We start from the raw sequence: 24,696 nt of genomic DNA, 5'->3' as shown, positions 1-24,696 counted from the left end.
ATCCCCGCATGATGCGGGGATTTTTTTAGCTCGTCATTTTCTTTTTCAGGATGTGGTCCAAAGACAGCGGTCCTGGCCCCCATACGATTACGATAAGAATCATCAATCCCCAAAGTTGGTGGTCATAAAAACCTTTCTCCCACAACAGTGGGTAAGAGATCACTGCGATGATGTTGAACACAAACAGCATTGCTGCCATCGGGCGGGTAATCAATCCCAGTGCCAAGAACACCGGTAGAACCAACTCCGCAGCCGTACCTAAATAAGCCGCCAATTCCCATGGCAAGATTGGCACTTGGTATTCCAGCTCAAATAAGTACAGCGTGCTATCCCAAGATGAGATTTTGATTAGTCCTGAATTGAAGAACACCCAGGCTACCCACAAGCGACAAAAGAGAAGTAGTAAAGGGACAAAGCCAGCTTGTAGGGTACTGATTAAATCGTCGTACCGATTCACTAAGTTTTTAACCGTATCCGTCATAGAGTGCTCCTTAGATTGATTGCAATGTAAAGCCGTCAACAATATCGAGTGCCATGATGCGATTGAGATGAGCGAGTAAAACTTCAGGTATTTCGCTCAAACTCTGCTTCTGCTCTAAACATTGCAGCAGTTGGAACACATCGGCATCGAGTGCGTGACACAAGGCTTCTCCATTGGCTTGAATCGAGATGACACCTTGCTGTAATTGGTTGATATTAAGTTGTTCGAATTGCCCAGTTTGAATCGCACTAAATAGATCGAATACTGCGTAATTGGAGTCAAAGCTGCGGCAGCCCTTTTTAAGGTGTAAGACTAAAGCGGGTTGTTGCTCTTCACTCACTTCGCCAAGTAACGCAAGCGGTTTTAATTCCGCTGCATTGGATTGCTCATACTGTGCTTGACGAGCTAGGTCGATATGCCACTCGAAGCGTGCGACTTCAGGGCTGTAAGGTGCTTGTGCGATCACCTGACTAAACTGCATGATGGTGTCTTGAAAGCCTTCGCCATAATGCACCACATTTCCTTCTTTTAATGGGTAAGAAAGAACATGCTGGCGAGCTATCTGTTCAAAGCATTCTTCACCAAGCAGCGCTTCAACCATCGGGTAGGTCGCGGACAACACTTCGCTTAAGCTGACGATAAAGTTATTGCGGTAAATTTGTATGCGTTCATCAGCGGTAAACTCATCACTGGCAATATCGCAGTCTTCACCGAGCGCTTGATAGTGCAGGGCTTTAGCAAACTGGCTTTGTAAGGTGGCTAGATTCATGATGCCTTCCTTGGTTCGCTTTGTTCACTTGGAAGTGTGCCTTGCAACAGCAGTTGCGATGCTTTCTGCGCTTCTCCTAATAAGACTTCTGGCGCGGGGATATCCAAATCCCATTCAATCAACGTATGACGTGGACCGTGTTTTTTTGTCCACTGCGCGAACAGTTGCCAAACTTCATCACTAACTGGGCGGCTATGGGTATCAATCCATATCTCACCTTTGTCGAGTTGTTTGATGGTAAAACCTGCCAAGTGAATCTCATCCACTTTGTCGGCTGGAATCGCATCTAGGTATGTGTCGCAATCAAAACCGTGGTTGAACGCCGAAACATAAACATTGTTTAGATCGAGCAATAAACGACAGTCAGTGCGCTTTTGCACTTCGGTAAGAAACTCCCATTCGCTGATGGTCGAATGTTGAAACTTCACATAACTAGATGGGTTCTCTATCAAGATCTCGCGTTGCAAATATTCCTGCACTTCATTCACGTTACGAGTGAACACGTTGAGCGCTTCTTCCGTATACGGAAGTGGAAGCAGGTCATTAAAGTAGTGACCGCCGTTTTCACTCCAACTTAAATGGTCAGAAACAAGAATTGGGTCGATTGAGTCAATCAGTGATTTAAGTTGCGCAAGATGCTTTTGACTAACACGTTCCACCGAACCTAGCGACAAACCAATACCGTGGCAGCTAATTTGATATTGCTCGCGAAGCGTTTGTAGCTGATGGCGCTCTGTTGCATTGGGTTGGAAATAGTTTTCACTGTGGATTTCTAACCAAGACAACTCAGGCTGGGATTGGCTAAAGTAATCGAGGTGAGGGGTTCTTAATCCAACTCCAACAAGGTCGTGGAAGGTGTGGTGTTTCACGTGAAACTCCTTTTCAAATCGTGCGGGAAGAGAAGGATGCGTCTTGGCTTTGCGTTGGTTGAGCGTCAACGCATCCTCACAATAGCTAGCGATAAAAGATTATGAAGAAGAAGTGCTACCGCCAGCGAGTTTGTCACAAAGACCTTTTGGTACGACTACGAATGCGTCTTTTTGGTTATCTTCTTTAGAAGTACCAGCGCATGAGCTGCTTTTTGTTGCACAGTCGTTTTTACCTGCTTTAGAAACGCCATAGCACTTTTCTTTTTCAGCAGCGACAGCTGGAGCTGCAGTTAGCATTGTGCCACCAAGAGCTAGAAGACCAGTAACAGCAGCAGTAACAGCTAGATTCGACTTTTTCATAATAAATTCCTCTGAATGATTTCCTTTACTTTAAGTTGGCAAGATGAATCGCCTGTTTTGGCGTTTTTGTTATCAACTTGCTTAACTTAAAAGATAGGAAACTGGCTAAAAAACTTTCAGAAAAATTTCTGAAGTAAATGGGTTTGTAGGGTCAAATAGATATAACTAATTGATGTATTGGGCAAAAAAACATCGATTTTTTTATCAAGTTTTGTCTAAACAGCACCCGGTTGTTTAGGTTATAATCGGTTTTTATGTATAAATAACCAGTAGCTCTCATCATGATGGATCCATCTCTATTACTCGACGGTTTGAACGATAAACAACGTGAAGCCGTTGCAGCACCTCTAGAAAACTTGCTCGTTCTTGCTGGCGCAGGAAGTGGTAAGACACGCGTTCTTGTTCACCGTATCGCTTGGCTGATGTCGGTCGAGCAAGCTTCTCCGTTTTCAATCATGTCGGTAACCTTTACCAATAAGGCGGCGGCAGAGATGCGTGGACGTATCGAAGAGCTAATGATGGGCAGTGCAGGCGGTATGTGGAATGGTACTTTCCACGGCATTTGTCACCGTATTCTGCGAGCACACTATCTTGATGCGAAGCTACCGGAAGATTTCCAAATCATTGACAGTGACGACCAGCAGCGTCTGCTAAAGCGTTTGATCAAAGCGCAAAACCTCGATGAGAAGCAATGGCCTGCACGCCAAGTGGCATGGTGGATTAACGGTAAGAAAGACGAAGGTCTGCGTCCGTCGCACATTGATGCGTACCATGATCCAGTAACCAAGACATATCTGCAGTTGTACACCGCTTACCAAGAAGCGTGTGATCGTGCTGGTTTAGTCGATTTTGCGGAAATCTTGCTGCGCGCACATGAGCTACTGCGTGATAACAAGTTCGTCCGTGAACACTACCAAGCACGCTTTAAGCATATCTTGGTGGACGAGTTCCAAGATACCAACAACATTCAATATGCTTGGCTACGTATGATGGCGGGTCCTGAGTGTCACGTGATGATCGTAGGTGATGACGACCAGTCGATTTATGGTTGGCGTGGTGCAAAAGTCGAGAATATTGAGAAGTTTACGCTCGAATTCCCAAGCGTAAATACCATTCGTCTTGAGCAAAACTACCGTTCAACCAAGACCATTCTGGAAGCATCTAACACCCTGATTGCGAATAACACCGAGCGTATGGGTAAAGAGTTGTGGACGGATGGCGTGGTCGGTGAGCCTATCTCGGTTTACAGCGCTTACAACGAATTAGATGAAGCCCGTTTTGCGGTGAACAAAATCAAAGAGTGGCAAGACAAGGGCGGTGCTCTGAATGACGCTGCGATGCTTTACCGTAACAACGCCCAGTCGCGTGTTCTGGAAGAAGCGTTAATTCAAGCCGGTCTGCCTTATCGTATCTATGGCGGCATGCGATTCTTCGAACGTCAGGAAATCAAAGATGCCTTGAGCTACATGCGTCTGATTGCCAACCGTAACGATGATGCGGCGTTTGAACGTGTGGTGAATACGCCAACGCGTGGTTTGGGCGATAAGACGCTTGAAACCATCCGTTTTGCGGCTCGTGATCGTGGTTGCACCATGTGGGAAGCGAGTGTGGCAATGTTGGACGAGAAGGTTCTTGCTGGTCGCGCTGCTGGTGCTCTGAGCCGTTTTATCGAGCTTGTCACCGCGCTAGAAGACGACACCTTAGAGATGCCGCTGCATCACCAAACTGACCATGTGATTAAATACTCGGGCTTGTTCGCGATGTACGAGCAAGAGAAGGGCGAAAAGTCTAAGGCACGTATTGAGAACTTGGAGGAATTGGTGACCGCAACTCGCCAATTCGAGAAACCAGAAGAAGCCGAAGACATGTCACTGCTGACGGCATTCCTAACCCACGCAGCACTAGAAGCGGGCGAAGGACAAGCGGACGAATTTGAAGATGCGGTTCAGCTCATGACATTACACAGTGCGAAAGGTCTAGAGTTCCCATTGGTGCTTATGGTCGGTGTGGAAGAAGGCATGTTCCCAAGCCAAATGTCGGCAGAAGAAGCAGGGCGCTTAGAAGAAGAACGCCGTCTGTGTTACGTAGGCATGACCCGTGCGATGCAGAAACTGTACATCACTTATGCTGAAATGCGTCGTTTGTACGGTCAGGATAAATACCATAAACCGTCTCGCTTTATCCGTGAACTGCCAGAAACTTGTTTAGATGAAGTACGAATGAAGGCGCAAGTTAGCCGTCCTTCAAGCAGTGGTCGATTTAGCCAAACTGTTGTGAAAGAGAGCTTTAATGAAACCGGCTTTACGCTAGGTTCTCGTGTGATGCATCCAAAGTTTGGTGAAGGCACCATCATCAACTTCGAAGGCAGTGGTCCACAGAGCCGTGTACAGATTGCCTTTAACGGTGAAGGCATCAAATGGTTGGTAACTGCTTACGCACGACTAGAGAAACTGTAAGGCTTGACCAAAACTCATACCAATCGTAGTAAATAACTGGTCATTCTAGCTTGTTAAAATACTCGATAACTGCGTTGCAATTTTTGATTGTAGAATAACTACTTATCGAAAAATTGCGCCTTGTTCTCAAGCATTTTCCCTACGCTATTTCTGATCGCTTATTTACTGTGATTGGTATCATCAACTTAAGAGCTGCTTCGGCGGCTCTTTTTGTTTGTGCAGTTTTGGTGTCGCTAACGTAGGAAAAAATGGAATGATAAATGGATTTCGAAAGCGCGATTTAACTATACCGTTTGAAGTGAAAGGTGGGCGTTGTGGGTGAATGTCTGCTTTCAGAAGAGCTGCTAAGAAAAACTTTAGGCAAAGAAAAACCCCGAGGGCTTGCGCCCATCGGGGTTATAGTCTTACTCGCAGCAATCCGGCTACTAAGAGTGCTCCATGCATCTAATCCATGATAGTGTGCTGAATCCGTCAGCTTAATCCTTACGTCGCCTTCCTAGCGGTGTCCTTAATGACCTTATCCTGGTCTGCTAACTATCCTCGTTAGCTCTCATCACTTGTTCCCTGAGCGGTGTCCCTGACATCATCCTGATGTTCAAATCCTTGCCTCGTCCAGAGGTGTCCATTTCCCGTCCTTAGTAGCAACCATCCTAGTCACTATTGATTCCGTTCAATGTCCAATTTTGCAATCCATGCCCGACTATTCATCCTGAATAACCGTTTCTTCTTCCTGAAGTTCACCAAGTCCGTGGTGTTTCCTGTTCCGTGTCAGCATCCTTCCGACAGGTTTAATATTACGTGTTTAACGATTTCCAACAACGGGCTAATCTCACATTTTTTAACTCTCTTAGCGTTCAAAAAAGATACATGAGTATCAAATTCAATGGCTTATGCTCTTTGCTGTACGGTTTTACCATTAAAAAAGAGAGGTTTGCTCAACCCTTTGTGAGAGATCTCGCACAAGGGGTCGAGCGAAAGACTCTTACTGCCCGATAGCGGCACCTTCACGTCTTGGATCCGCAGCGCCTTCAAGACCGTCTTTTGTTATTCGTATCGCATGCAGACCAGAATTCAAATCCCGAACATCGGTTTTAAAGCCCATCTTCTCCAGAGCAGGCTGTAAGCCCTCTGCGGCGGTACCTTGCTCAATATCTAAGGTGCCAAAACGGTTCAGCAATCGTGGCTGATTAATCGCGCTTTGGATGTCCATATCCCATTGCGTGTGGGCGATAATGGCTTGTGCGACGTAACCAATAATGCGGCTGCCACCCGGTGAGCCAATTGCCATGTAAGGTTTGTCATCCTTCATCATAATGGTTGGTGCCATGGATGAACGTGGGCGTTTTCCCGGTTCTAAGCGGTTCGCGATTGGCACACCATCTTGATGCGTGCGGAAAGAGAAATCGGTCAGTTCGTTATTGAGCAAGAAGCCGCGTACCATCAAGCGTGAGCCAAAGGCGTTCTCGATGGTTGTTGTCATTGAAACCACATTGCCTTGCTTATCGACGATATTGAAATGGCTGGTGGAAGGCAGCTCGATCGATTGGTCCATGCTTAAGTTCATGGCGTGCGACCAAGGAGGATTACCGGCTTCAGCCTTACTCAAGGCTTTACCGACTTGAATGAGCTCAGCACGTTGTTTGAGATAATCTTTATCAAGCAAGCCTTCGGTTGGCATTGGCACATAATCTTGGTCAGCCATGTATTTACCACGATCCGCGAACGCAAGGCGCGATGCATCGGCGATCACTTGCCATGATTTCGCGCTTTCGGCTCCCCAACCTTTAAGATCGTATTGCTCGGTGATCGCGAGAATCTGTCCAACCGTCAATGCGCCAGAGCTAGGTGGTCCCATGCCGCAGATATCATAGCTTTGATAAGCCGCACAAACCGGCTCACGTTGCTTGATTTGGAACGCATCAAAGTCAGGTTGTGCCAATACGCCAGGATTGCCCGGTGCATTCTGTACGGTCTTGATGATGTCTGTAGCGATATCGCCTTGATAGAAAGCTTTTGCCCCTTGCTCTGCAATTGCCGTCAGAGTTTGCGCGTATTCAGGGTTCTTCAACAACGTGCCTTCGGTTTTTGGTGAGCCGTCTGGATTGAAGAAGTAAGCCTTAGTCGCAGGGAAGCGTGATAGGCGCTTAGTATCTTTCTCAATCAGACTCGCGAGGCGAGGACTGACTTCGAAACCTTGCTCAGCCAAGGTAATCACGGGTTGGATGATCTTCTTCCATTCCAACTTGCCGTATTTCTGGTGCGTGTCCCACAGCAGTTTCACTGTACCAGGAGTGGCAACGGAGCGCCCGCCGACAACCGCATCGTAAAATTGTAGGGGTTGTCCTTTTTCGTCTAAAAAGAGTTTCGGCGTCGCGGCGAGCGGTGCGGTTTCGCGTCCATCATACGTAGTTAGTTTTTGTTTCTCACTGTCCCAATACACTAAGAAGGCGCCACCACCAATACCTGATGATTGCGGTTCTACCAAGCCCAGCATCAGCTGCACGGCAACCATAGCATCAATAGCATTACCACCTTGGGCAATAACATCCGCACCAGCTTGGGTTGCAATTGGGTTAGCAGCGGTAACCATATAATCTTTCGCTTTGATCAATTGTTTTTGCTCGAAGCCAGTGCTGTGCTCCGGCGCAACCGCATCTGCTGCTTGGTTAGCAAAGACTGAGGTAGATAAGATTAGTGGGGAAGTAAGAAAAAGACCCGTGGTCACGAGTCGGTTGAACGTCCAATGCATGATGACTCTCCATGTTGCCAGTTTTGTGCTTTGAGCTTGGCAGTTATGGAGAGTCACGTCGAGTCAGCAGTCTTAGAAATGTCGATTGTGCTACGCTTTTAAATCAGTACTTTATCCGATAAAAGTATTGATAGTTTGGTATAGAATACTGCCGCCCACTAGAGTAAATACCACGCCGCATAGACCGTCGATGTAGATACCCGCTTGTTGCAATTTACGCTGTAAGCGCTGTGTCGACAGCATCCATGCAAGGCTAGAGAACCAGAATAGCGACAAGCCAAACAGGATGACCAGTGCAATACCTTTGCCAGTAATCGACATACCTGCTGGGACTAAACTCGACATCAAACTGACAAAGAACACCAGGGCTTTTGGGTTAAGAATGTTGGTCGCAAACCCTTTAGCAAACGCTTGACGCTTATTGCTGATCACTAGGTTATTTTGCTTCTTAGGTTGATCCGTCAGTGGGTTTTGGATCATCGAGATCACGGCACGCAATGCGCCAATTCCTAAGTAGAGCAGGTAACTACCACCGAGCAGTTGTACCACGGAATACAGCACTGGGTGCTGGTGGACGACAAAACTCACACCTGTCAGGCTGAACAAAGAGTGCAGCAAAATACCGACGGACAATCCCAACGCAATGTACAAGCCAGTTTGACGACCATGACGCGTCGCGTTTTGTACGACCAGCGCAAAGTCCGGACCTGGACTCATTAGGGCAATAAAGTGAATGCTGGCGAGTGTCAGCAATATGGTGGATTCATTCATAACACATCTCAAATTTAACTAATGCGGCTATTGTCGTGGTAAGTCACCTGTGGCGCTTGTAAAAAACTGACAGCTTTCTCGGTAAATGAAATTAACGAGCCACTTGAGAAGGGGAAACGCCGTAGGTCTGCTTAAACGCTTTGCTGAAATGCGCTTGATCATAGAAACCGATTTGATGGGCGACGTCGGTACCACATTGACCAGCTTGCAGTAACTTCATGCCTTGTTCGAGGCGCAGGCGTGCGAACCATGCATAAGGCGTCATGCCAGTTTGCGCTTTAAAGTGGCGCTGGAACTGCGTTGGGCTCAGTTGGCACAGCTCTGATAGCGAATCCAAACGCACCGCTTGGTCGAGGTTCGCCATTAGATAATCTTTTAACGTTCCAAGTGATTGATTTCCTAATGGCACCACTTTTTGTCGCTCAAGCGATCCGTAGCGATCAAAAAGCTGGTTAAATCCTTCAAAAGGAAGGCAATCTTTGGTGAGTTGGCTGAGGTTTTCACGACGAAGTAGCCCGTGTAAGTTACTAAGTTGTGAAAATACCTGTGGATCCGAGATGATCAGCTCGTTGAAGTGTATTATTTGACCGTTTTGCTTAAGATCAGCCAGATCGCTCAATAGGTGAGGCTCGATCGCAAACACATTTACTTCGTAGCCACTTTCGAGCTTAGATTGCCCGTCGTGCAGCTCATCCGGCGGCATAATCACAATTTGCCCGTGACCAACTTGGTGGCTGTTACCTTGGTATTGGAACTTCTGCGCGCCATGCGTGATCAGGCCGAGATGAAAATCCAGATGGTAATGCCTTTGAAAAGCAAATTTCTGGTATTTCGCCTCTATTAGACTCAAGTTGTCATGGTCGGTTGCGTAGTACTGAATATGTTCCATTAAACAAAAAAAAGCTTGGTCACATTATGACCAAGCTTATCTGGCAATTTCTAACTTGTCTTGTAAAAAACGATCACTGTGGCTGAACGATTCGGCGTGAGCGACGGTTATTACGTAATCCATCAAAGCTAAACACGACTAGTGCTCCCCAAATAAAGACGAAAGTGATCGCTTTATCCATGGTAAAGGGTTCGCCATACATCAATACTGCAAGTAAAAACATTAAGCTTGGGCCTATATATTGGAAAAAGCCCAAAGTCGATAATTTGAGTCTTGTTGCTGCACCCGTAAAGCACAGCAGTGGTAGGGTTGTTATAACCCCAGCCGCGATCAACAAACTATTTAACGTAAGTGGATTCGTAAGCATATTTGAGGTTGGTGTATCGGCAATAAAAAGCAAATAAACAGCGGCCACTGGCAGTAGAAGTAATGTCTCGATAAACAAGCCAGTTTTTGCATCGACACTGACTTTCTTTCTTAATAAGCCATAAAAGCCGAAGCTCATTGCTAACGCCATCGCAACAACAGGTACGGAGCCAAATACAATCAGTTGAACGAGTACGCCACAACCTGCCAATACAACCGCGAACCACTGTAATTTACGCAGTCGCTCACCAAGGAAGACCATCCCGAGTAAGACGTTGATCAGTGGGTTAATGTAATAACCTAAGCTGGCGTCGAGCATATGATTCGAGTTTACCGCCCAAATGAAAATCAACCAATTGCCGCCAATTAGCATGGAACTTGCGATCAGGTAAGCGATTTTCGTTTTGTCTTTCGCGATGTGGTAAGCCGAGCGCCAGTGACGGCCAAAATGGAGGAGTGCAGCAAGCAAAAAGAAAGACCATATCACTCGGTGGCTTAGAATTTCCAAAGGAGATACTTGTGCGATGGACTTAAAGTACATCGGCGCAATGCCCCACATGGTATACGCGCCGATCGCTAGCAAGATACCTTGCCGCGCGCGTTGTTGTTCGTCTTCTGGTGTCATGAAGTGTCACCTAATTGTGTGTTTTATAGAGCAGAAAATCAGTATACGAGTCGTGATGCGAAACACCTAACAATTTGCGGTTTTATTCACCATGAAACCCCATTACAATGTGCCCTCACTTTGTGTGCCAGTGGTATGCATAAGCACCTCTTTTTTAAGACCCAATCTGAGACTTTTCATGACCTCGACCTTGTTAGCCGAACAATCTGATTCGCCTGTAACGCCTCAACGTGTGTTGGAGGATGTGTTTGGTTACCAAGAGTTCCGTGATGGTCAGCAGTTGGTGATTGATGCTGCGGTAGAAGGTCGCGACAGCTTAGTTATCCTGCCTACTGGTGGCGGTAAGTCGCTGTGTTATCAAATCCCTGCTTTGGTTCGCTCTGGTATTACTTTGGTGATTTCTCCGCTTATTTCGCTGATGAAAGACCAAGTGGACCAGCTTAAAGCCAACGGTGTAGCGGCTGAATGCATTAACTCGACCATGCCTCGTGAAGAACTGCTCAGCGTATATAACCGCATGCACACTGGTCATCTTAAGTTGGTGTACGTCTCACCAGAACGCGTATTGATGCGTGATTTCATTGAGCGCTTGGAAAACTTGCCGCTATCGATGATTGCTGTCGATGAAGCGCACTGTATTTCCCAGTGGGGACACGATTTTCGGCCAGAATACGCCGCGCTTGGTCAGCTTAAGCAGCAGTTTTCCCATGTGCCATTTATGGCGCTGACGGCGACAGCAGATGACGCAACGCGCCGAGATATTCTTGAACGCCTGCAACTGAATAATCCAGAGGTTTACCTAGGCAGCTTCGACCGTCCCAACATTCGCTACAACTTAGTTGAGAAGCACAAGCCGGTTTCGCAAATCGTTCGTTATCTTGAAACCCAAAAGGGGAATTGCGGCATCATCTATTGTGGTAGCCGTAAGAAAGTTGAGATGGTGACCGAGAAGCTGTGCAACAACCACATTCGTGCTGCTGGTTATCACGCAGGTATGGATGCCGATGAGCGCGCTTACGTTCAAGAAGCTTTCCAACGCGATGATATCCAGATCGTGGTGGCGACCGTGGCATTCGGTATGGGCATCAACAAACCAAACGTGCGTTTTGTGGTTCACTTTGATATCCCGCGCAATATCGAATCCTACTATCAGGAAACCGGTCGTGCAGGGCGTGATGGTTTGCCTGCCGAAGCGATGATGTTGTATGACCCGGCGGACATCAGTTGGCTGCGTCGTATGTTGGATGAGAAAGACGATGGTCCACAGAAGCAGGTGGAAACCCATAAACTGAATGCGATGAGTGCCTTTGCTGAGGCGCAAACCTGTCGTCGTCAGGTGCTATTGAATTACTTTGGTGAGTATCGTGAGAAGCCATGTGGCAACTGTGATATTTGCTTAGATCCACCGAAACACTTTGATGCCACGGAAGAAGCGCGTAAGGCGTTGTCTTGTGTGTACCGAGTGAATCAGAGCTTTGGTATGGGCTACGTGGTAGAAGTGCTACGTGGCATGCAAAACATTCGTGTACGTGAAAACGGTCACGATAAGATTTCTACCTACGCGATAGGGCGCGATCACAGCCACGATTACTGGGTGAGTATCTTCCGTCAGTTAATCCACAAAGGGCTGTTGTTCCAAAACATCACGCGTAACTCAACGTTGCAACTTACCGAAGAGGCGCGTCCGTTGTTGCGTGGCGATGTGACTCTAGAGTTAGCGGTTCCGCGTTTAGACACCGCAGCACGTGCGGCGAAATCAGATAAACTGACCAGCAAGAACTACGACAAAAAGCTGTTTGCTAAGTTACGTAAGCTGCGTAAGTCGATTGCTGATGAAGATGGTTTGCCACCATACGTGGTCTTCAGTGATGCGACTCTGATTGATATGGCGGAAATTCTGCCAACGTCTTACGGCGAAATGCTGGCAGTCAGCGGTGTTGGTCAGCGCAAACTAGAGAAGTACGCCGACCCATTCCTTGATTTGATTCAAGAACACATTACTCACCACGGATAAGGAACCAAGATGCAAAAGGAATTTGGCTTAGCGGACTACATGGCACAAGAAGGTCGCTTAATCATTACTGCGCCGAGCTTTGACCTTGATAGCTTTCCTGCTTTAGGTGAGCGTTTAGTCGGCTTGCTTTCTGCTACTGTGGTGGAAAAGCAGTGGGATGCGGACATTCACTCTTGGCTGATCGACTTTGAAGGTTGCCGACTGTTTATGAAAGCAGAGCATTACAGCGAAGCGATTTGGTTTGAAGCGTTAGCGATTGAAGAGAGCAGGGAAGAGTTGGATTATCTCGCAGGATTGTTTCAACGCGGCTTCTAAAAATAGAACTTTTCTTGAAAGGGTGTTTCACATGAAACACCCTTTTTTATGCTCAAGCGTTTGCGTAAAACAGACGACTTGCGGCGAAAAGTGGTTAATGTATAATCGCCCACCGCTTCGCTCAGAAAGAGCCAAGCCAGTTTATTTTTCATTTTACATTGTTGGTAAGAGCCACTTTATTCAGTGACTCGATTTGGGTTCCCTCACCCCCAAACCAAACTAAAAAGGTATCGCATGAGTAACTTTACCCCTGCGCAGCAGCGCAACGCCCTTATCTATCTGGTTCTATTCCACCTAGTCATTATTGCATCTAGCAATTACCTAGTTCAGCTACCGTTTACTATTTTCGGTTTCCATACCACTTGGGGCGCATTCACTTTCCCATTTATATTCCTAGCGACTGACTTAACGGTGCGTATTTTCGGTGCTCAGTTGGCGCGTAAGATCATCTTCTTAGTGATGTTGCCTGCTTTGGCAGTGTCTTACTTCTTATCGGTGGTGTTCTTCGAAGGTCAATTCCAAGGTTTTGGTCACCTAGGGGAATTTAACTTATTCGTTGCTCGTATCGCGATTGCTAGCTTCATGGCGTACCTACTTGGTCAGATCATGGATGTGCACGTGTTCAACCGCCTACGTCAAATGAAGCAATGGTGGGTGGCACCAACGTGTTCAACGCTTTTCGGTAATGCACTTGATACCATCGCTTTCTTCGCCATTGCGTTCTATCAAAGCCCAGATCCATTTATGGCAGAGCATTGGACGGAAATCGCGCTGGTGGATTACGGCTTCAAACTGATTATCAGTCTTGGTTTGTTCGTTCCGATGTACGGCGTATTACTGAATTACCTAATTAAGAAGCTGACTGCGGTGAACCCTGACTTTAAGGTGACGACAAGCGTTCAGTCTTAATATCAGTGGGAACCCCGAAAGCCGCTTGCTTAAATCAAGCGGCTTTTTTGTACCTGCTTACTGGGATTTAGAGGGTTTTGTACAGCGTGGGGAGCAATTAGATCATGGGTGTCCAAAAGCTCCCTGAGCTGTACGAAGGTAAAAATGAGCAGTAAAAAAGGTCCCGAGTGAGACCTTTTAATCGAAGGTACGGCACGTAGAGGAAGCTCGCTGGTGAAATGGCTAACAGAGCATCTTCTCAATCAAAATGGCTTTTTGCGCATCGAAGGCGCCAAGTTGCAGGCCGTTATCCCAGCTGATGCTTTGATTGAACATCGCCAACATCAAACCGACACTGCGTTGATTGGCGTCCTGCCAGCAATCAGACTCGCTGTACTCTCCATCATTTATCGCGTTGCCATTAACGAGAATGGGCTCGAAACGCCATTTTTCTCCGACACGGTAGTAGCCTTTGCTGGTTAAGGTCTGGTTGGATTGAATCGTTAGATTGTGCTCGATGCCCGGTTCACCTGTTAGTTCAAATACAAACCTTAGCTGGTGGTCGCCACATTGCAGATCAACGATCAGTTGGCCGTTTTCCTCAACCAGTGTCGATTGATAATAGTCTCCAAAGCAGTGCAGCAACCAAGATATAGGGTGACTGGCAGTTTCAAGAAACCACTCTTTGAGCGTGAAGGTGCCCGGTAGGTTAACTTGGGTGACTAGATTGACCACACAAGGTTGGGTTTGCGAAGTGAGCCACTTCTCTATCGTCTTGGCGGTATTAAGCTGAGCAAAGGCGTAATTAACCAATAGGTTGGCGTTCGGTTGCTGCCAGTGAGTTATGTCAGAATTCAATCCCACCAATGGCTTTTCACAGATAAGCTTGGTTGAACCTAACGTCTTTATGATCTCTGCATGAGTATGCGCAGGTGTCGCGATGGTCACGACATCAAGTAGTTTGAGTGCGCTGATGTTCGTTTCTGCCTTTGGGATTGCTTCCTCACTGCACGCTTGCTGAAGCGGTTCTATTTGGTTGGCGCATAACGTTGTGACCGATACACCATTGTTTCGATAGTGGGGAATGTGCGTGCGTCCCCAGTTGATTCCTATGATGCCAGCTTGTTTGATTTGCTCTGGCTTGTTGAAACGTTCACTCAATGGCGGCAAGGCAATTCGTTCATCTGTTAGACGTTGGTCATGGTGATAATCATTGCTTGGCAGCACTTGCCATGGCTTGTTGTAATGCTGCTTGAGTGCACAAACGAGTTCGTAGAAATTCCACTTATCCTTTAAGTTGCTATCAAAATGGTATAAACCTGCTTCGTTCCGCTCAATAAGCTGCAAAAAGGCGAGTGCAGTATCGTCCATATGAGAAGTCGCGGGATACCAAACTGTACTAGCGGTAATAACGCCGTTCTCTTCATATTGGCGGTCGAGATGCGCCAACATGTTATTGCCTTCTGCTTGGTGATGGAGCTGCCAACCAATTCGAGCAATCATCGCATCTGGATTTGCTTGCCAGATTGCATCTTCACAACGAACTTTGTATTTGCCGTATTCATCTTGGGTGTTTCTTTCTTCAAAGATGCCATAAGGCCCATTTTTTGTGGCATCAAATACCATTGCTGTACTGACAAAAAGATAAGGAATGTTGCGCTGTTTGCAGTGCTCACCAAGCCACGCTGCCCACGCTTCACTCCCCATCGCCATGTGGCACACCGCATCAATGTGGTGCTGTTGCCAAAATTGCTCACTTTGCTGTGGATCATCTGGTGGGATTTGGTGGTGATTCCATTCCAATACGTTCCAGCCACGGAGGTGGAACTGATGAGCAACTTTAGGGGCGAGGGTGCCAGTTAAGCCAGTCATTAAAACGGTTTTCATTATGGTGCATCTTGGTTGGCTAAATCGTGCTTATCAATAAAGCATGGCTGTTTTTCGATGTAGAGCGGAGAAGCTGAGATTTTTGCTGGGCAGCACGTTTTGTAGGGGAAGTAGATGCAAAAAAGCCCAAGCGAACGCCTGGGCTTTAGTATTGTAAGGCAGTGATATTCGCTTATTTTGCTACGATATTTAATGGCCAGCCGATGTCTGTCTGACGGTTGGATTCAATTTCCAACTCAGCCGCAGTCAGTGGGTTTTTCTCTAGCCATTGCGCATCAATGTGTAACGTTAGATTGTCGCCTTCAACTGTTAGAGTCACATTTGGCTCTAGATCAGGATTGCGACGATGGCTGAGTAGAACCGCAAGACGCAACAGTCTCAATACTCGTTTGGCACTTGAGCCTGATAATGCATGCTGCTCAGGTAAAGAAGTGAGCTGTTCGCGATAGCGACGAGCCACTTCACCAATAAAGAACTTCTGTGCGCGCGTGTAACCAGGCAGATCCAAATTCTGTAGCAAGTAAGCACTATGCTCTCCGCCTTTTTTGAAATCGATAGTTAAGCCAATTTCATGCAGTTTTGCGGCGGTCTCGAGTAATATCTTGCCCTGAGGCTCTGTAATCCACTCATCGCCCCCAGCTTGCTGTAAAAGCGTGTGTGCCAGAGTAGCGACTTGTTCGCCGTATTGGTGATCGAGCTGATAGCGATTTTGTACGCTAGCGATAGTGCGGGCACGAATGTCTTCTTGACGAAGCTCTTCAACCATCTCATACACTAAGCCTTCGCGTAGTGCGCCGCCAGCCAGTGTCATAGCATCGATTTCAAGCAATTCAAAAACGGCAATCAAAATAGAGAGGCCACTAGGGAACACTAATGCACGCTCAAGTGTTAAGCCTTCAATATCGAGCTCTTCTAAATGGTCGGCCAACATGGCTTGCTTCTGTAGACGCTTGAGTTTGGAGTGAGTGATTACTTCGTCCATGCCTTGCGCCAGCATTATCTCTTGCAATGCCTGAACAGTGCCTGATGCACCAACACACACATCCCAACCAATTTCTGTATAACGTTCTAAAATCGGCTGGATGGTCTGTTTCGCTCCTTCAATTGCCGCGTCAAAGTTACGAGCATTCAATTGGCGATCTTTAAAGAAGTTTTCAAGCCAAGTCACGCAGCCCATTTTTAAGCTGGTCAGTGCTTTGGCTTCGAAACCTTCCCCGATAATCAGTTCGGTACTTGCTCCACCGATATCGACTACAAGGCGACGACCACTACCGCCAGAGGTGTGAGCGACACCTTTATAGATAGTGGCAGCTTCTTCTTCACCAGTAATCACTTCGATAGGCTGGCCTAGAATTTGGTTAGCCTTTTCTAAAAACACATCTACATTGGTCGCGGTACGTAATGTTGCAGTACCGACGATGCGAATGTTTTGTTTAGGAATGTCCTGCAAGCGTTCCGCAAATAGACTTAAGCAGTCCCATCCTCGCTGCATAGCTTCCATACTAAGAGAATTATGTTCATCTAAGCCCGCTGCTAGACGAACTTTGCGCTTAATTTTAGCCATTGTTTGAACGCTGCCATCGATGTGACGCACAACGAGCATGTGAAAACTGTTCGACCCGAGGTCGATGGCGGCATATAGCGGTGATGATCCTGCTTGACTCATAAAACGAACTCAGTTTCCTATTACGATTGTTTTGGTGCCGATTGACGCGGTTGGCGTGGACGACGTCCCTGCGGCTTACGGTTACCAGAACCAGAACCAGAACGGGTACCGCCAGTATTCGTGCGGCGCTGTTGGTTGCGTGGTGCACGCATACGAATCGGAGCTGGTAGATCTTGAATCAGTGCCGACGAATCGTACTCTGAAACTGGGATTGTATGCTCAATGTATTCTTCGATTGCTGGTAGGTTAACCGCGTACTCTTCACAAGCAAAACTGATCGAATGACCGCTCGCACCAGCGCGACCAGTACGGCCAATACGGTGAACATAATCTTCACAGTCGTCAGGAAGGTCGTAGTTGAAAACGTGCGTTACCTGAGGAATATGCAGACCACGCGCTGCAACGTCAGTTGCAACTAAGATGTCGACATCACCTTTGGTGAATTGCTCAAGAATCTTCTCACGCTTCTTCTGCGGTACATCGCCAGTAAGAAGGCCTACACGGTGTCCATCGGCAGCCAAATGTCCCCAAACCGATTCACACTTATGCTTGGTATTGGCAAAAATGATAGCGCGATCTGGCCACTCTTCTTCAATTAGTGTTTGAAGCAGCGCCATTTTGTCTTCATTCGAAGGATAGAAAAGCTCTTCCTGGATACGGTGGCCAGTTTTTTGTTCTGGTTCGACAACGACATGCTCAGGAGTATTCATGTGTTCGAATGCCAGTTCTTGAACGCGGTAAGACAGCGTTGCTGAGAACAGCATGTTCAAACGCTCTTTTGGCTCAGGCATACGACGGAACAAGAAGCGAATGTCTTTAATAAAGCCAAGATCGAACATGCGGTCGGCTTCGTCCAGAACAACAGCTTGAATGTTGTTGAGGTTAAATACGCGCTGTTTGTAGAAATCGATGATACGGCCTGTTGTTCCGATCAGAATATCTACGCCGTCTTGCAGTTTCGCAAGTTGCTTGTCGTAGCTTTCACCACCGTAAGCTAGAGCGGTTTTTAGACCTGTGCTTTCAGTTAATGATTCTGCATCATTGTAAATCTGAATAGCGAGCTCACGTGTAGGCGCCATAATAATTGCGCGTGGCTGTGTAGGCTTACGACCTTCATGTTCCGGAGTCGTCAGAAGGTGGTTGAACGTAGCAGTAAGAAACGCGAGCGTTTTACCAGTACCCGTTTGGGCCTGGCCTGCGATGTCTTGGCCGGTGAGCAGGACCGGCAACGCCAAGGCTTGGATAGGGGTACAAAATTCGAACCCTTTTTTGTCCAATCCTTCAATAACTTGGGGCTTTAAGCCCAAATCGGCGAACTTTTGCTCTGTGATATGCGTCTTTTTCATGGCTATAGAATATCAGCTAAAGCTTGCAATACGAAAGTAAATACATTCCAATAGGGCATCTAATTACTGGTTATCATCCAACCAGTTTCGAAAAACACATTGGAGTGGAAGATGAGTGATAAGATTTTGCAGCTAACTGATGACGGTTTTGAAAACGATGTAATCAACGCTGCAGGCCCGGTTCTAGTGGATTTTTGGGCAGAATGGTGTGGTCCTTGTAAAATGATCGCTCCTATTTTGGACGAAATCGCAGACGAGTACGAAGGCAAACTCACTATCGGTAAACTAAACATCGACCATAACGCAGGTACACCACCTAAGTTTGGTATTCGCGGCATTCCAACGCTATTACTATTTAAAGATGGTAACGTAGCGGCAACGAAAGTAGGTGCTCTGTCTAAAACTCAACTAAAAGAGTTCCTAGACGCAAACTTATAATCACCAAGTGATTACAGATAAAACCGTGCAAAGTTACAATGCACGGTTTTGTTTTTCTAACTCTGGACTAGAATACTAATTAGTGCTAACTTATCGCGCGTTAATTGAACAAATTTCTCTTCTTGGTCGATCCTGAGACCAAATCCATCTTAACTAGAAAACAGATCTTATTTTGACTAAACAAGAATCCACCACCATGAACCTTACCGAACTGAAGAACAGACCTGTGTCTGACCTTGTAAAACTGGGCGAAAGCTTAGGATTAGAGAACCTAGCTCGCTTAAGAAAACAAGACATCATCTTCGCGATTTTAAAAGCGCACGCGAAAGGCGGCGAAGACATCTTTGGCGATGGGGTTCTGGAAATTCTGCAAGACGGCTTTGGTTTCCTACGCAGTGCAGATAGTTCATACCTTGCGGGTCCGGACGATATCTACGTATCACCAAGTCAGATTCGTCGCTTTAACCTACGTACTGGTGACTCTATCGCTGGTAAAATTCGTCCACCAAAAGACGGTGAACGTTACTTTGCCCTTCTAAAAGTCAATACCGTTAACGACGATAAACCAGACAACGCCCGTAACAAGATCCTATTTGAAAACCTTACCCCTCTACATGCGAATGAGCGCATGGTTATGGAGCGTGGTAACGGTTCAACAGAAGACATTACAGCACGTGTTTTAGACTTGGCATCGCCAATCGGTAAAGGTCAACGTGGTCTGATTGTTGCTCCGCCTAAAGCGGGTAAAACAATGCTTCTGCAAAACATCGCGCAAAGCATCGCGTACAACCACCCAGAGTGTGAGTTGATGGTTCTTCTTATCGACGAACGTCCAGAAGAAGTAACTGAGATGCAGCGCCTAGTTAAAGGTGAAGTGGTTGCGTCGACTTTCGATGAGCCAGCATCTCGTCACGTACAAGTAGCGGAAATGGTGATCGAGAAAGCAAAACGTCTTGTTGAACATAAGAAAGACGTAGTTATCTTGCTTGACTCTATCACTCGCCTAGCTCGTGCTTACAACACCGTAGTGCCTTCATCAGGTAAAGTACTAACAGGTGGTGTGGATGCAAACGCATTACATCGTCCTAAGCGTTTCTTCGGTGCTGCACGTAACGTAGAAGAAGGCGGCAGCCTAACTATCATCGCAACGGCACTAGTAGATACTGGTTCTAAAATGGATGAAGTTATCTACGAAGAGTTCAAGGGTACAGGTAACATGGAACTGCACTTGAACCGTAAGATTGCTGAGAAGCGTGTATTCCCTGCGATTGACTTTAACCGCTCAGGTACACGTCGTGAAGAGCTACTGACGAAGACTGACGAACTACAGAAGATGTGGATTCTGCGTAAGATCGTTCACCCAATGGGCGAAATCGACGCAATGGAGTTCCTAATCGATAAGCTGGCGATGACGAAGACCAACGATGAGTTCTTCGATGCGATGCGTCGTCAATAGTCTCAGATAAGTTATTCTGCGAAAAGCCACCGTATATCGGTGGCTTTTTTATTGCTTTCTCCCGATAGAAGTATCAGAATGAAGGAAATGTTATCGGGAGGTTAACATGCAACAAGGAATGTTGTCGTCATTACTCCTGAGCTTGTCACTTATCACTCTATCTGCGACATTATCTGCCAAGGAAATGCATGAGTCTGTAGTAGAACAGTGGCTTCAGGATACTCAAATACAGACTAAAGTCTCTGAACTGCTTGATTACGCTGTCAGAGATGAAGTCGACTCGCTTAAATTTGCCCTTGATCGACTTGCTTTGCCTCAACAAGAGGTGGTGCGCTTTCAATTGTTGGAAAAGCTTGAAAAGCAAGACGTGATTCTCACGCCTCGAATGGCTCTGTTTGTTGAGTCCCAGATCCGTATGACCCCGACTTATCAAGTGTTAGAGCGAGGTGATGGGTATGAATTTAGTGTACCCGCTTTTAACTTTCCCGTTATTGCGAGTCGCTTGATTAAGCGTTGGAAACAAGACCAAAGTACCTTGGACTTTGTCTTACAAGCTGAACGAAGAGAGCTTAACTTAAAGCAATGGCTTACAGGGCCATCTCAACAAGCTCAAGCGCGTGAAGCGCTTTTGATTCGAGAGTTAGACAGTTTATCACCCAACGCGCTTGCTGCATTAACGGCCCAGTTAACCAAAGCAAATGTGACCAGTTGGTTACCCTCGACGGCCGTGATAGTCAGGTTGGCACAAGTTAGTCAGGATGAGGAAGTGTACAACTTACTCTGGCGGATGAAAGCCGATTACAACAGCCAGTCCGAACTTGAGCGTTTAGCTGCGGTTGGAGACATTTTTTCCATTCAGCAATTGATGAATGCCACAGTTAACCCATCACTCAAGCCAGAAGCTATTAGTCTACTTACAAAATCTAACCCTCTATCTCCGCAAGTAAAGCAGTTTCTAGTTAGAAAAATGGCGTTATCAGAAGAAGCAACCATGGTTGCTCGAGAGCTTGCTCAACAAGGGCATCAAACCTGGTTGGAAGAGTTAGTATCTTCGAACCATCAGATAAAGACTCGGCAGATTGAACAAGTATTAAAGTAATCTTGCTCACATACCCACACAAAATAGGAGGATCTTAGCGTCCTCCTATTTGTTATACTGCGGACAGTTTAATCAGCCAGCATGAAGGCCTATGAGTTTTAAGGATTTACGCGAATTTATCGACCACCTAGAACAGAAAGGTCGACTTAAACGCATCACTCACCCTGTTGATCCCGCTTATGAAATGACAGAAATCAGCGACCGCACCTTGCGTGCTGGTGGACCTGCGCTGTTGTTTGAGAACCCAATCGGCTACGACGTACCTGTTTTGACTAACCTGTTTGGTACACCAGAGCGTGTCGCAATCGGTATGGGACGTGAAGATGTTAAAGAATTAAGAGAAGTCGGTAAGCTGCTGGCTTATTTAAAAGAACCTGAGCCACCAAAAGGCTTCAAAGACGCTTTAGAAAAACTGCCTGTGTTCAAACAAGTATTGAACATGCCGGCTAAGCGTTTACGTAAAGCACCATGCCAAGACATTGTTTGGCAAGGTGATGAAGTCGACTTGGATAAAATTCCGGTAATGAGCTGCTGGGCAGAAGATGTAGCGCCGCTGCTTACTTGGGGCTTAACCGTAACCAAAGGTCCAAATAAGAAACGTCAGAACCTAGGCATTTACCGTCAGCAGAAAATTGCCAAGAACAAAATCATCATGCGTTGGTTAGCCCATCGTGGTGGTGCGCTTGATCTGCGCGATTGGATGGAAACCAACCCAGGTAAACCTTTCCCAGTTTCGGTCGCGTTTGGTGCAGACCCAGCAACCATTCTTGGCGCAGTAACACCAGTGCCAGATACGCTATCGGAATACGCATTTGCAGGTTTGCTACGTGGAAGCAAAACGGAAGTCGTGAAGTCAGTCAGCAACGATTTGGAAGTGCCAGCAAGCGCGGAAATCGTGATGGAAGGCTATATCGACCCGAATGAGTTTGCTGATGAAGGTCCTTACGGTGACCATACTGGCTACTATAACGAAAAAGAAAAGCACCACGTATTTACTATTACGCACATTACTATGCGTAAAGACCCTATTTATCACAGCACCTACACAGGTCGTCCGCCAGATGAACCAGCTGTATTGGGTGTGGCATTAAACGAAGTGTTTGTGCCTATTCTGCAAAAGCAATTCCCAGAGATTGAAGACTTCTATCTACCGCCAGAAGGTTGTTCGTACCGAATGGCCGTCGTCACCATGAAGAAGCAGTACCCAGGACATGCCAAGCGCGTAATGATGGGCGTGTGGTCTTTCTTACGTCAATTCATGTATACCAAGTTTGTTATTGTGTGCGATGAATCGGTAAACGCACGAGATTGGAATGATGTCGTTAAAGCCATGTCAGAGCATATGGACCCTGTACATGATACTTTGATGATAGATAACACGCCAATCGACTCGCTCGACTTTGCTTCACCTGTGGTTGGGCTTGGCTCCAAAATGGGCTTAGATGCGACCATTAAATGGGATGCCGAGCTGGCGACGCGAACCGAGGTCACTGAGCGAGACAGCAAAGCGATTACCGAAGCAGAACTGAATGAGTTGAAACAGCAACGCCCTGAGATTGTTGACGTCTATCTTCCAGTTACAGCAAACAACCAATTTGCTGTCGTGACTATGAAGAAAGACCAAGCCGGTCAATCTCAAGCATTGATGGAATACTTGTGGGACTTCTTTGCTCAGTACACGGATAACAAATTCATTATTTTGTGCGACGATGACGTCAACGCACGAGATTGGAATGACATCATTTGGGCGGTGACAACTCGAATGGACCCAGATAGAGACACGATTCAAGTGCTTGGTAAGACTGAGAGTTCATCCAAATTAGGACTGGATGCGACCAACAAGTTCGAATCTGAAGTCACGCGCGAGTGGGGCACGCCTATCAAAAAAGATCCTAAACTTGTGGCTAAAGTCGATGAGATTTGGGACCAGTTAGGTATTCTATGAGTCATCAAGTCCACCTTCTACCAATGGACGTTACGTTCCAAGTAAAAGAAGGGGAGACGGTGTTGGAAGCTGCGCTCAACAACAATATTCGTTTCCCGCACCGTTGCCAAGTTGGCGCTTGCGCCATGTGCATGTGTAAAAAGCTAACGGGCGAGGTGAGCTATCACCTCGAACCGATGCTAACCGAAAAAGAGCAACAGCAAGGCTGGATATTCCCTTGCCAAGCCTATACAGAAAGTAATTTAGTGCTTACTTTTGACGAGTAAGCGAGAGGAACACCATGACCATCCAATGTAAAGTAAAGTCTATTCAGCCGTTAGCTTGTAATACTTACCAAATCCTTCTTCATCCAGAATCACCAGTGCCTTTTAAAGCGGGTCAGTACCTAATGGTGGTGATGGGTGAAAAAGACAAACGTCCTTTCTCTATCGCAAGCAGCCCTTGTCGTCATGAAGGTGAACTTGAACTGCACATCGGTGCGGCGGAACACAACGCTTATGCACAAGAAGTTGTCGAAGCAATGCAAGCGGCGCTTGAAACTGATGGTCAGATTGAAATTGATGCGCCACATGGCGATGCTTGGGTTCAAGAAGAAAGCGAACGCCCATTATTATTAATTGCTGGTGGTACAGGCTTCAGTTACGTTCGCTCGATTCTGGATCACTGCGTAGCGCAGAATAAAACCAATCCTATCTATTTATATTGGGGGGCGCGCGATAACTGCCAGCTTTATGCTAAAGACGAACTGGTCGAGATTGCCGACAAGTTTGCCAATGTTCACTTTGTGCCAGTAGTAGAAGAAGCTCCTGCAGACTGGCAAGGTAAAGTTGGTAACGTGCTACAAGCTGTAGCTGAAGATTTCGAAAGCTTAGAAAACTACGATATCTATATTGCAGGTCGTTTTGAAATGGCTGGCGCAGCACGTGAACAGTTCACTCAGAACAAGAAAGCGAAGAGCGAACGTATGTTCGCGGACGCGTACGCATTCATTTAAATACGGCTTTTAAGGCAGAAAAAGAGGGTTTTTTACCCTCTTTTTTGCTTTTTTGATGAAATAGTCATCGAACAGTCATTTTTTTCCATTTTTTTTCAAAAAAGGGTTGCGAACGGATCTGAGTTCCCTATAATGCGCATCCACCGACACGGAAGACGCGATAAGGCTTCAGCAGGGTCGGAGAGGTGAAAGCTTCTACGAAAAATAAAATTGAAAAAGTGTTTGACACTGTCAATTAAATCGCTAGAATGCACCTCCGCTTTGAGAGAAAAACTTCTCGCAAAGCAAGCTCTTTAACAATATAGACCTATCA

General features: G+C 46.6%; 21 protein-coding genes. 10 read left to right on the top strand and 11 right to left on the bottom strand.

Annotated features, from left to right (window positions below; translation table 11 throughout):
- Window positions 1-25: 25 nt before the first annotated feature.
- From R7Z49_RS21125 to R7Z49_RS21110, 4 genes are all read right to left on the bottom strand, one after another.
- Window positions 26-481: a DoxX family protein gene (locus R7Z49_RS21125; protein ID WP_005378784.1), complete on the bottom strand. Its 456-nt coding sequence runs from the start codon at window positions 479-481 to the stop codon at window positions 26-28.
- A gap of 10 nt (window positions 482-491) precedes the next feature.
- Window positions 492-1,250 carry a DNA-binding domain-containing protein gene (locus R7Z49_RS21120; protein ID WP_005378782.1) on the bottom strand — a complete coding sequence of 253 codons (759 nt, stop codon included), beginning with the start codon at window positions 1,248-1,250 and terminating at the stop codon, window positions 492-494.
- Window positions 1,247-2,119 (bottom strand): DUF692 domain-containing protein, encoded by an 873-nt coding sequence (locus tag R7Z49_RS21115; protein ID WP_005378781.1) that lies wholly within the window; start codon window positions 2,117-2,119, stop codon window positions 1,247-1,249. The genes R7Z49_RS21120 and R7Z49_RS21115 overlap by 4 nt, the downstream gene beginning before the upstream one ends.
- Before the next feature lie 99 nt (window positions 2,120-2,218).
- A complete protein-coding gene (locus tag R7Z49_RS21110; protein ID WP_005378779.1) occupies window positions 2,219-2,479 on the bottom strand; it encodes a DUF2282 domain-containing protein in 261 nt (86 codons plus the stop codon).
- 281 nt (window positions 2,480-2,760) lie between these two features.
- Between R7Z49_RS21110 and uvrD the strand changes: the two genes are divergently transcribed.
- Window positions 2,761-4,935, top strand: coding sequence for a DNA helicase II (gene uvrD / locus R7Z49_RS21105; RefSeq protein WP_186584588.1), 2,175 nt, complete (start codon window positions 2,761-2,763; stop codon window positions 4,933-4,935).
- Between the two features lie 982 nt (window positions 4,936-5,917).
- Here uvrD and ggt read toward each other — a convergent pair.
- The 4 genes from ggt to rarD all read right to left on the bottom strand — a co-directional run bounded on the left by ggt (window position 5,918) and on the right by rarD (window position 10,335).
- Complete coding sequence (gene ggt / locus R7Z49_RS21100) at window positions 5,918-7,684, bottom strand: gamma-glutamyltransferase (RefSeq protein WP_104975691.1); 1,767 nt, start codon at window positions 7,682-7,684, stop codon at window positions 5,918-5,920.
- Between the two features lie 111 nt (window positions 7,685-7,795).
- A complete protein-coding gene (locus R7Z49_RS21095) occupies window positions 7,796-8,455 on the bottom strand; it encodes a LysE family translocator (RefSeq protein WP_005378776.1) in 660 nt (219 codons plus the stop codon).
- Between the two features lie 91 nt (window positions 8,456-8,546).
- The gene (locus R7Z49_RS21090) at window positions 8,547-9,344 is read right to left on the bottom strand and encodes an AraC family transcriptional regulator (protein ID WP_258489461.1); all 798 of its coding nucleotides are present in this window, start codon (window positions 9,342-9,344) and stop codon (window positions 8,547-8,549) included.
- A 73-nt stretch (window positions 9,345-9,417) separates the two neighbouring features.
- Window positions 9,418-10,335, bottom strand: coding sequence for an EamA family transporter RarD (rarD, locus tag R7Z49_RS21085; RefSeq protein WP_005378774.1), 918 nt, complete (start codon window positions 10,333-10,335; stop codon window positions 9,418-9,420).
- A 178-nt stretch (window positions 10,336-10,513) separates the two neighbouring features.
- Between rarD and recQ the strand changes: the two genes are divergently transcribed.
- The 3 genes from recQ to R7Z49_RS21070 all read left to right on the top strand — a co-directional run bounded on the left by recQ (window position 10,514) and on the right by R7Z49_RS21070 (window position 13,573).
- Window positions 10,514-12,349 (top strand): ATP-dependent DNA helicase RecQ, encoded by a 1,836-nt coding sequence (gene recQ, locus R7Z49_RS21080; RefSeq protein WP_005451195.1) that lies wholly within the window; start codon window positions 10,514-10,516, stop codon window positions 12,347-12,349.
- Between the two features lie 9 nt (window positions 12,350-12,358).
- Window positions 12,359-12,664, top strand: a complete 306-nt coding sequence (locus R7Z49_RS21075; protein ID WP_005378772.1) for a DUF3630 family protein — start codon at window positions 12,359-12,361, stop codon at window positions 12,662-12,664.
- Window positions 12,665-12,898: 234 nt separating this feature from the next.
- Window positions 12,899-13,573 carry a 7-cyano-7-deazaguanine/7-aminomethyl-7-deazaguanine transporter gene (locus R7Z49_RS21070; protein ID WP_005378770.1) on the top strand — a complete coding sequence of 225 codons (675 nt, stop codon included), beginning with the start codon at window positions 12,899-12,901 and terminating at the stop codon, window positions 13,571-13,573.
- Window positions 13,574-13,795: 222 nt separating this feature from the next.
- Here the strand turns inward: R7Z49_RS21070 and R7Z49_RS21065 are convergent, their stop codons facing one another.
- From R7Z49_RS21065 to rhlB, 3 genes are all read right to left on the bottom strand, one after another.
- The gene (locus R7Z49_RS21065) at window positions 13,796-15,439 is read right to left on the bottom strand and encodes a sugar nucleotide-binding protein (RefSeq protein ID WP_017633802.1); all 1,644 of its coding nucleotides are present in this window, start codon (window positions 15,437-15,439) and stop codon (window positions 13,796-13,798) included.
- Between the two features lie 172 nt (window positions 15,440-15,611).
- Window positions 15,612-17,105, bottom strand: coding sequence for a guanosine-5'-triphosphate,3'-diphosphate diphosphatase (gene gppA, locus R7Z49_RS21060; protein WP_005382885.1), 1,494 nt, complete (start codon window positions 17,103-17,105; stop codon window positions 15,612-15,614).
- Between the two features lie 20 nt (window positions 17,106-17,125).
- Window positions 17,126-18,451, bottom strand: a complete 1,326-nt coding sequence (gene rhlB / locus R7Z49_RS21055; RefSeq protein WP_250654332.1) for an ATP-dependent RNA helicase RhlB — start codon at window positions 18,449-18,451, stop codon at window positions 17,126-17,128.
- A 111-nt stretch (window positions 18,452-18,562) separates the two neighbouring features.
- Between rhlB and trxA the strand changes: the two genes are divergently transcribed.
- From trxA to fre, 6 genes are all read left to right on the top strand, one after another.
- On the top strand, window positions 18,563-18,889 hold the full coding sequence (trxA, locus tag R7Z49_RS21050) for a thioredoxin TrxA (protein ID WP_004745500.1): 327 nt from the start codon (window positions 18,563-18,565) through the stop codon (window positions 18,887-18,889).
- A gap of 196 nt (window positions 18,890-19,085) precedes the next feature.
- Window positions 19,086-20,345 carry a transcription termination factor Rho gene (gene rho, locus R7Z49_RS21045; RefSeq protein WP_005378757.1) on the top strand — a complete coding sequence of 420 codons (1,260 nt, stop codon included), beginning with the start codon at window positions 19,086-19,088 and terminating at the stop codon, window positions 20,343-20,345.
- Window positions 20,346-20,451: 106 nt separating this feature from the next.
- A complete protein-coding gene (locus tag R7Z49_RS21040; protein WP_318111982.1) occupies window positions 20,452-21,444 on the top strand; it encodes a hypothetical protein in 993 nt (330 codons plus the stop codon).
- A 91-nt stretch (window positions 21,445-21,535) separates the two neighbouring features.
- Window positions 21,536-23,389 (top strand): 4-hydroxy-3-polyprenylbenzoate decarboxylase, encoded by a 1,854-nt coding sequence (ubiD, locus tag R7Z49_RS21035; RefSeq protein ID WP_005382877.1) that lies wholly within the window; start codon window positions 21,536-21,538, stop codon window positions 23,387-23,389.
- Window positions 23,386-23,655: a 2Fe-2S iron-sulfur cluster-binding protein gene (locus tag R7Z49_RS21030; protein ID WP_009696789.1), complete on the top strand. Its 270-nt coding sequence runs from the start codon at window positions 23,386-23,388 to the stop codon at window positions 23,653-23,655. The genes ubiD and R7Z49_RS21030 overlap by 4 nt, the downstream gene beginning before the upstream one ends.
- Window positions 23,656-23,669: 14 nt before the next feature.
- Window positions 23,670-24,383 (top strand): NAD(P)H-flavin reductase, encoded by a 714-nt coding sequence (gene fre, locus R7Z49_RS21025; RefSeq protein ID WP_005382872.1) that lies wholly within the window; start codon window positions 23,670-23,672, stop codon window positions 24,381-24,383.
- The last annotated feature ends 313 nt before the right edge of the window (window positions 24,384-24,696 follow it).

The sequence above is a fragment of the Vibrio sp. 1562 genome, assembly GCF_033340155.1.
Taxonomy (GTDB): Bacteria; Pseudomonadota; Gammaproteobacteria; order Enterobacterales; family Vibrionaceae; genus Vibrio; species Vibrio alginolyticus.
Note: the sequence above shows the minus strand (reverse complement) of the source record. Positions and strands in the feature narration are given on the sequence as shown.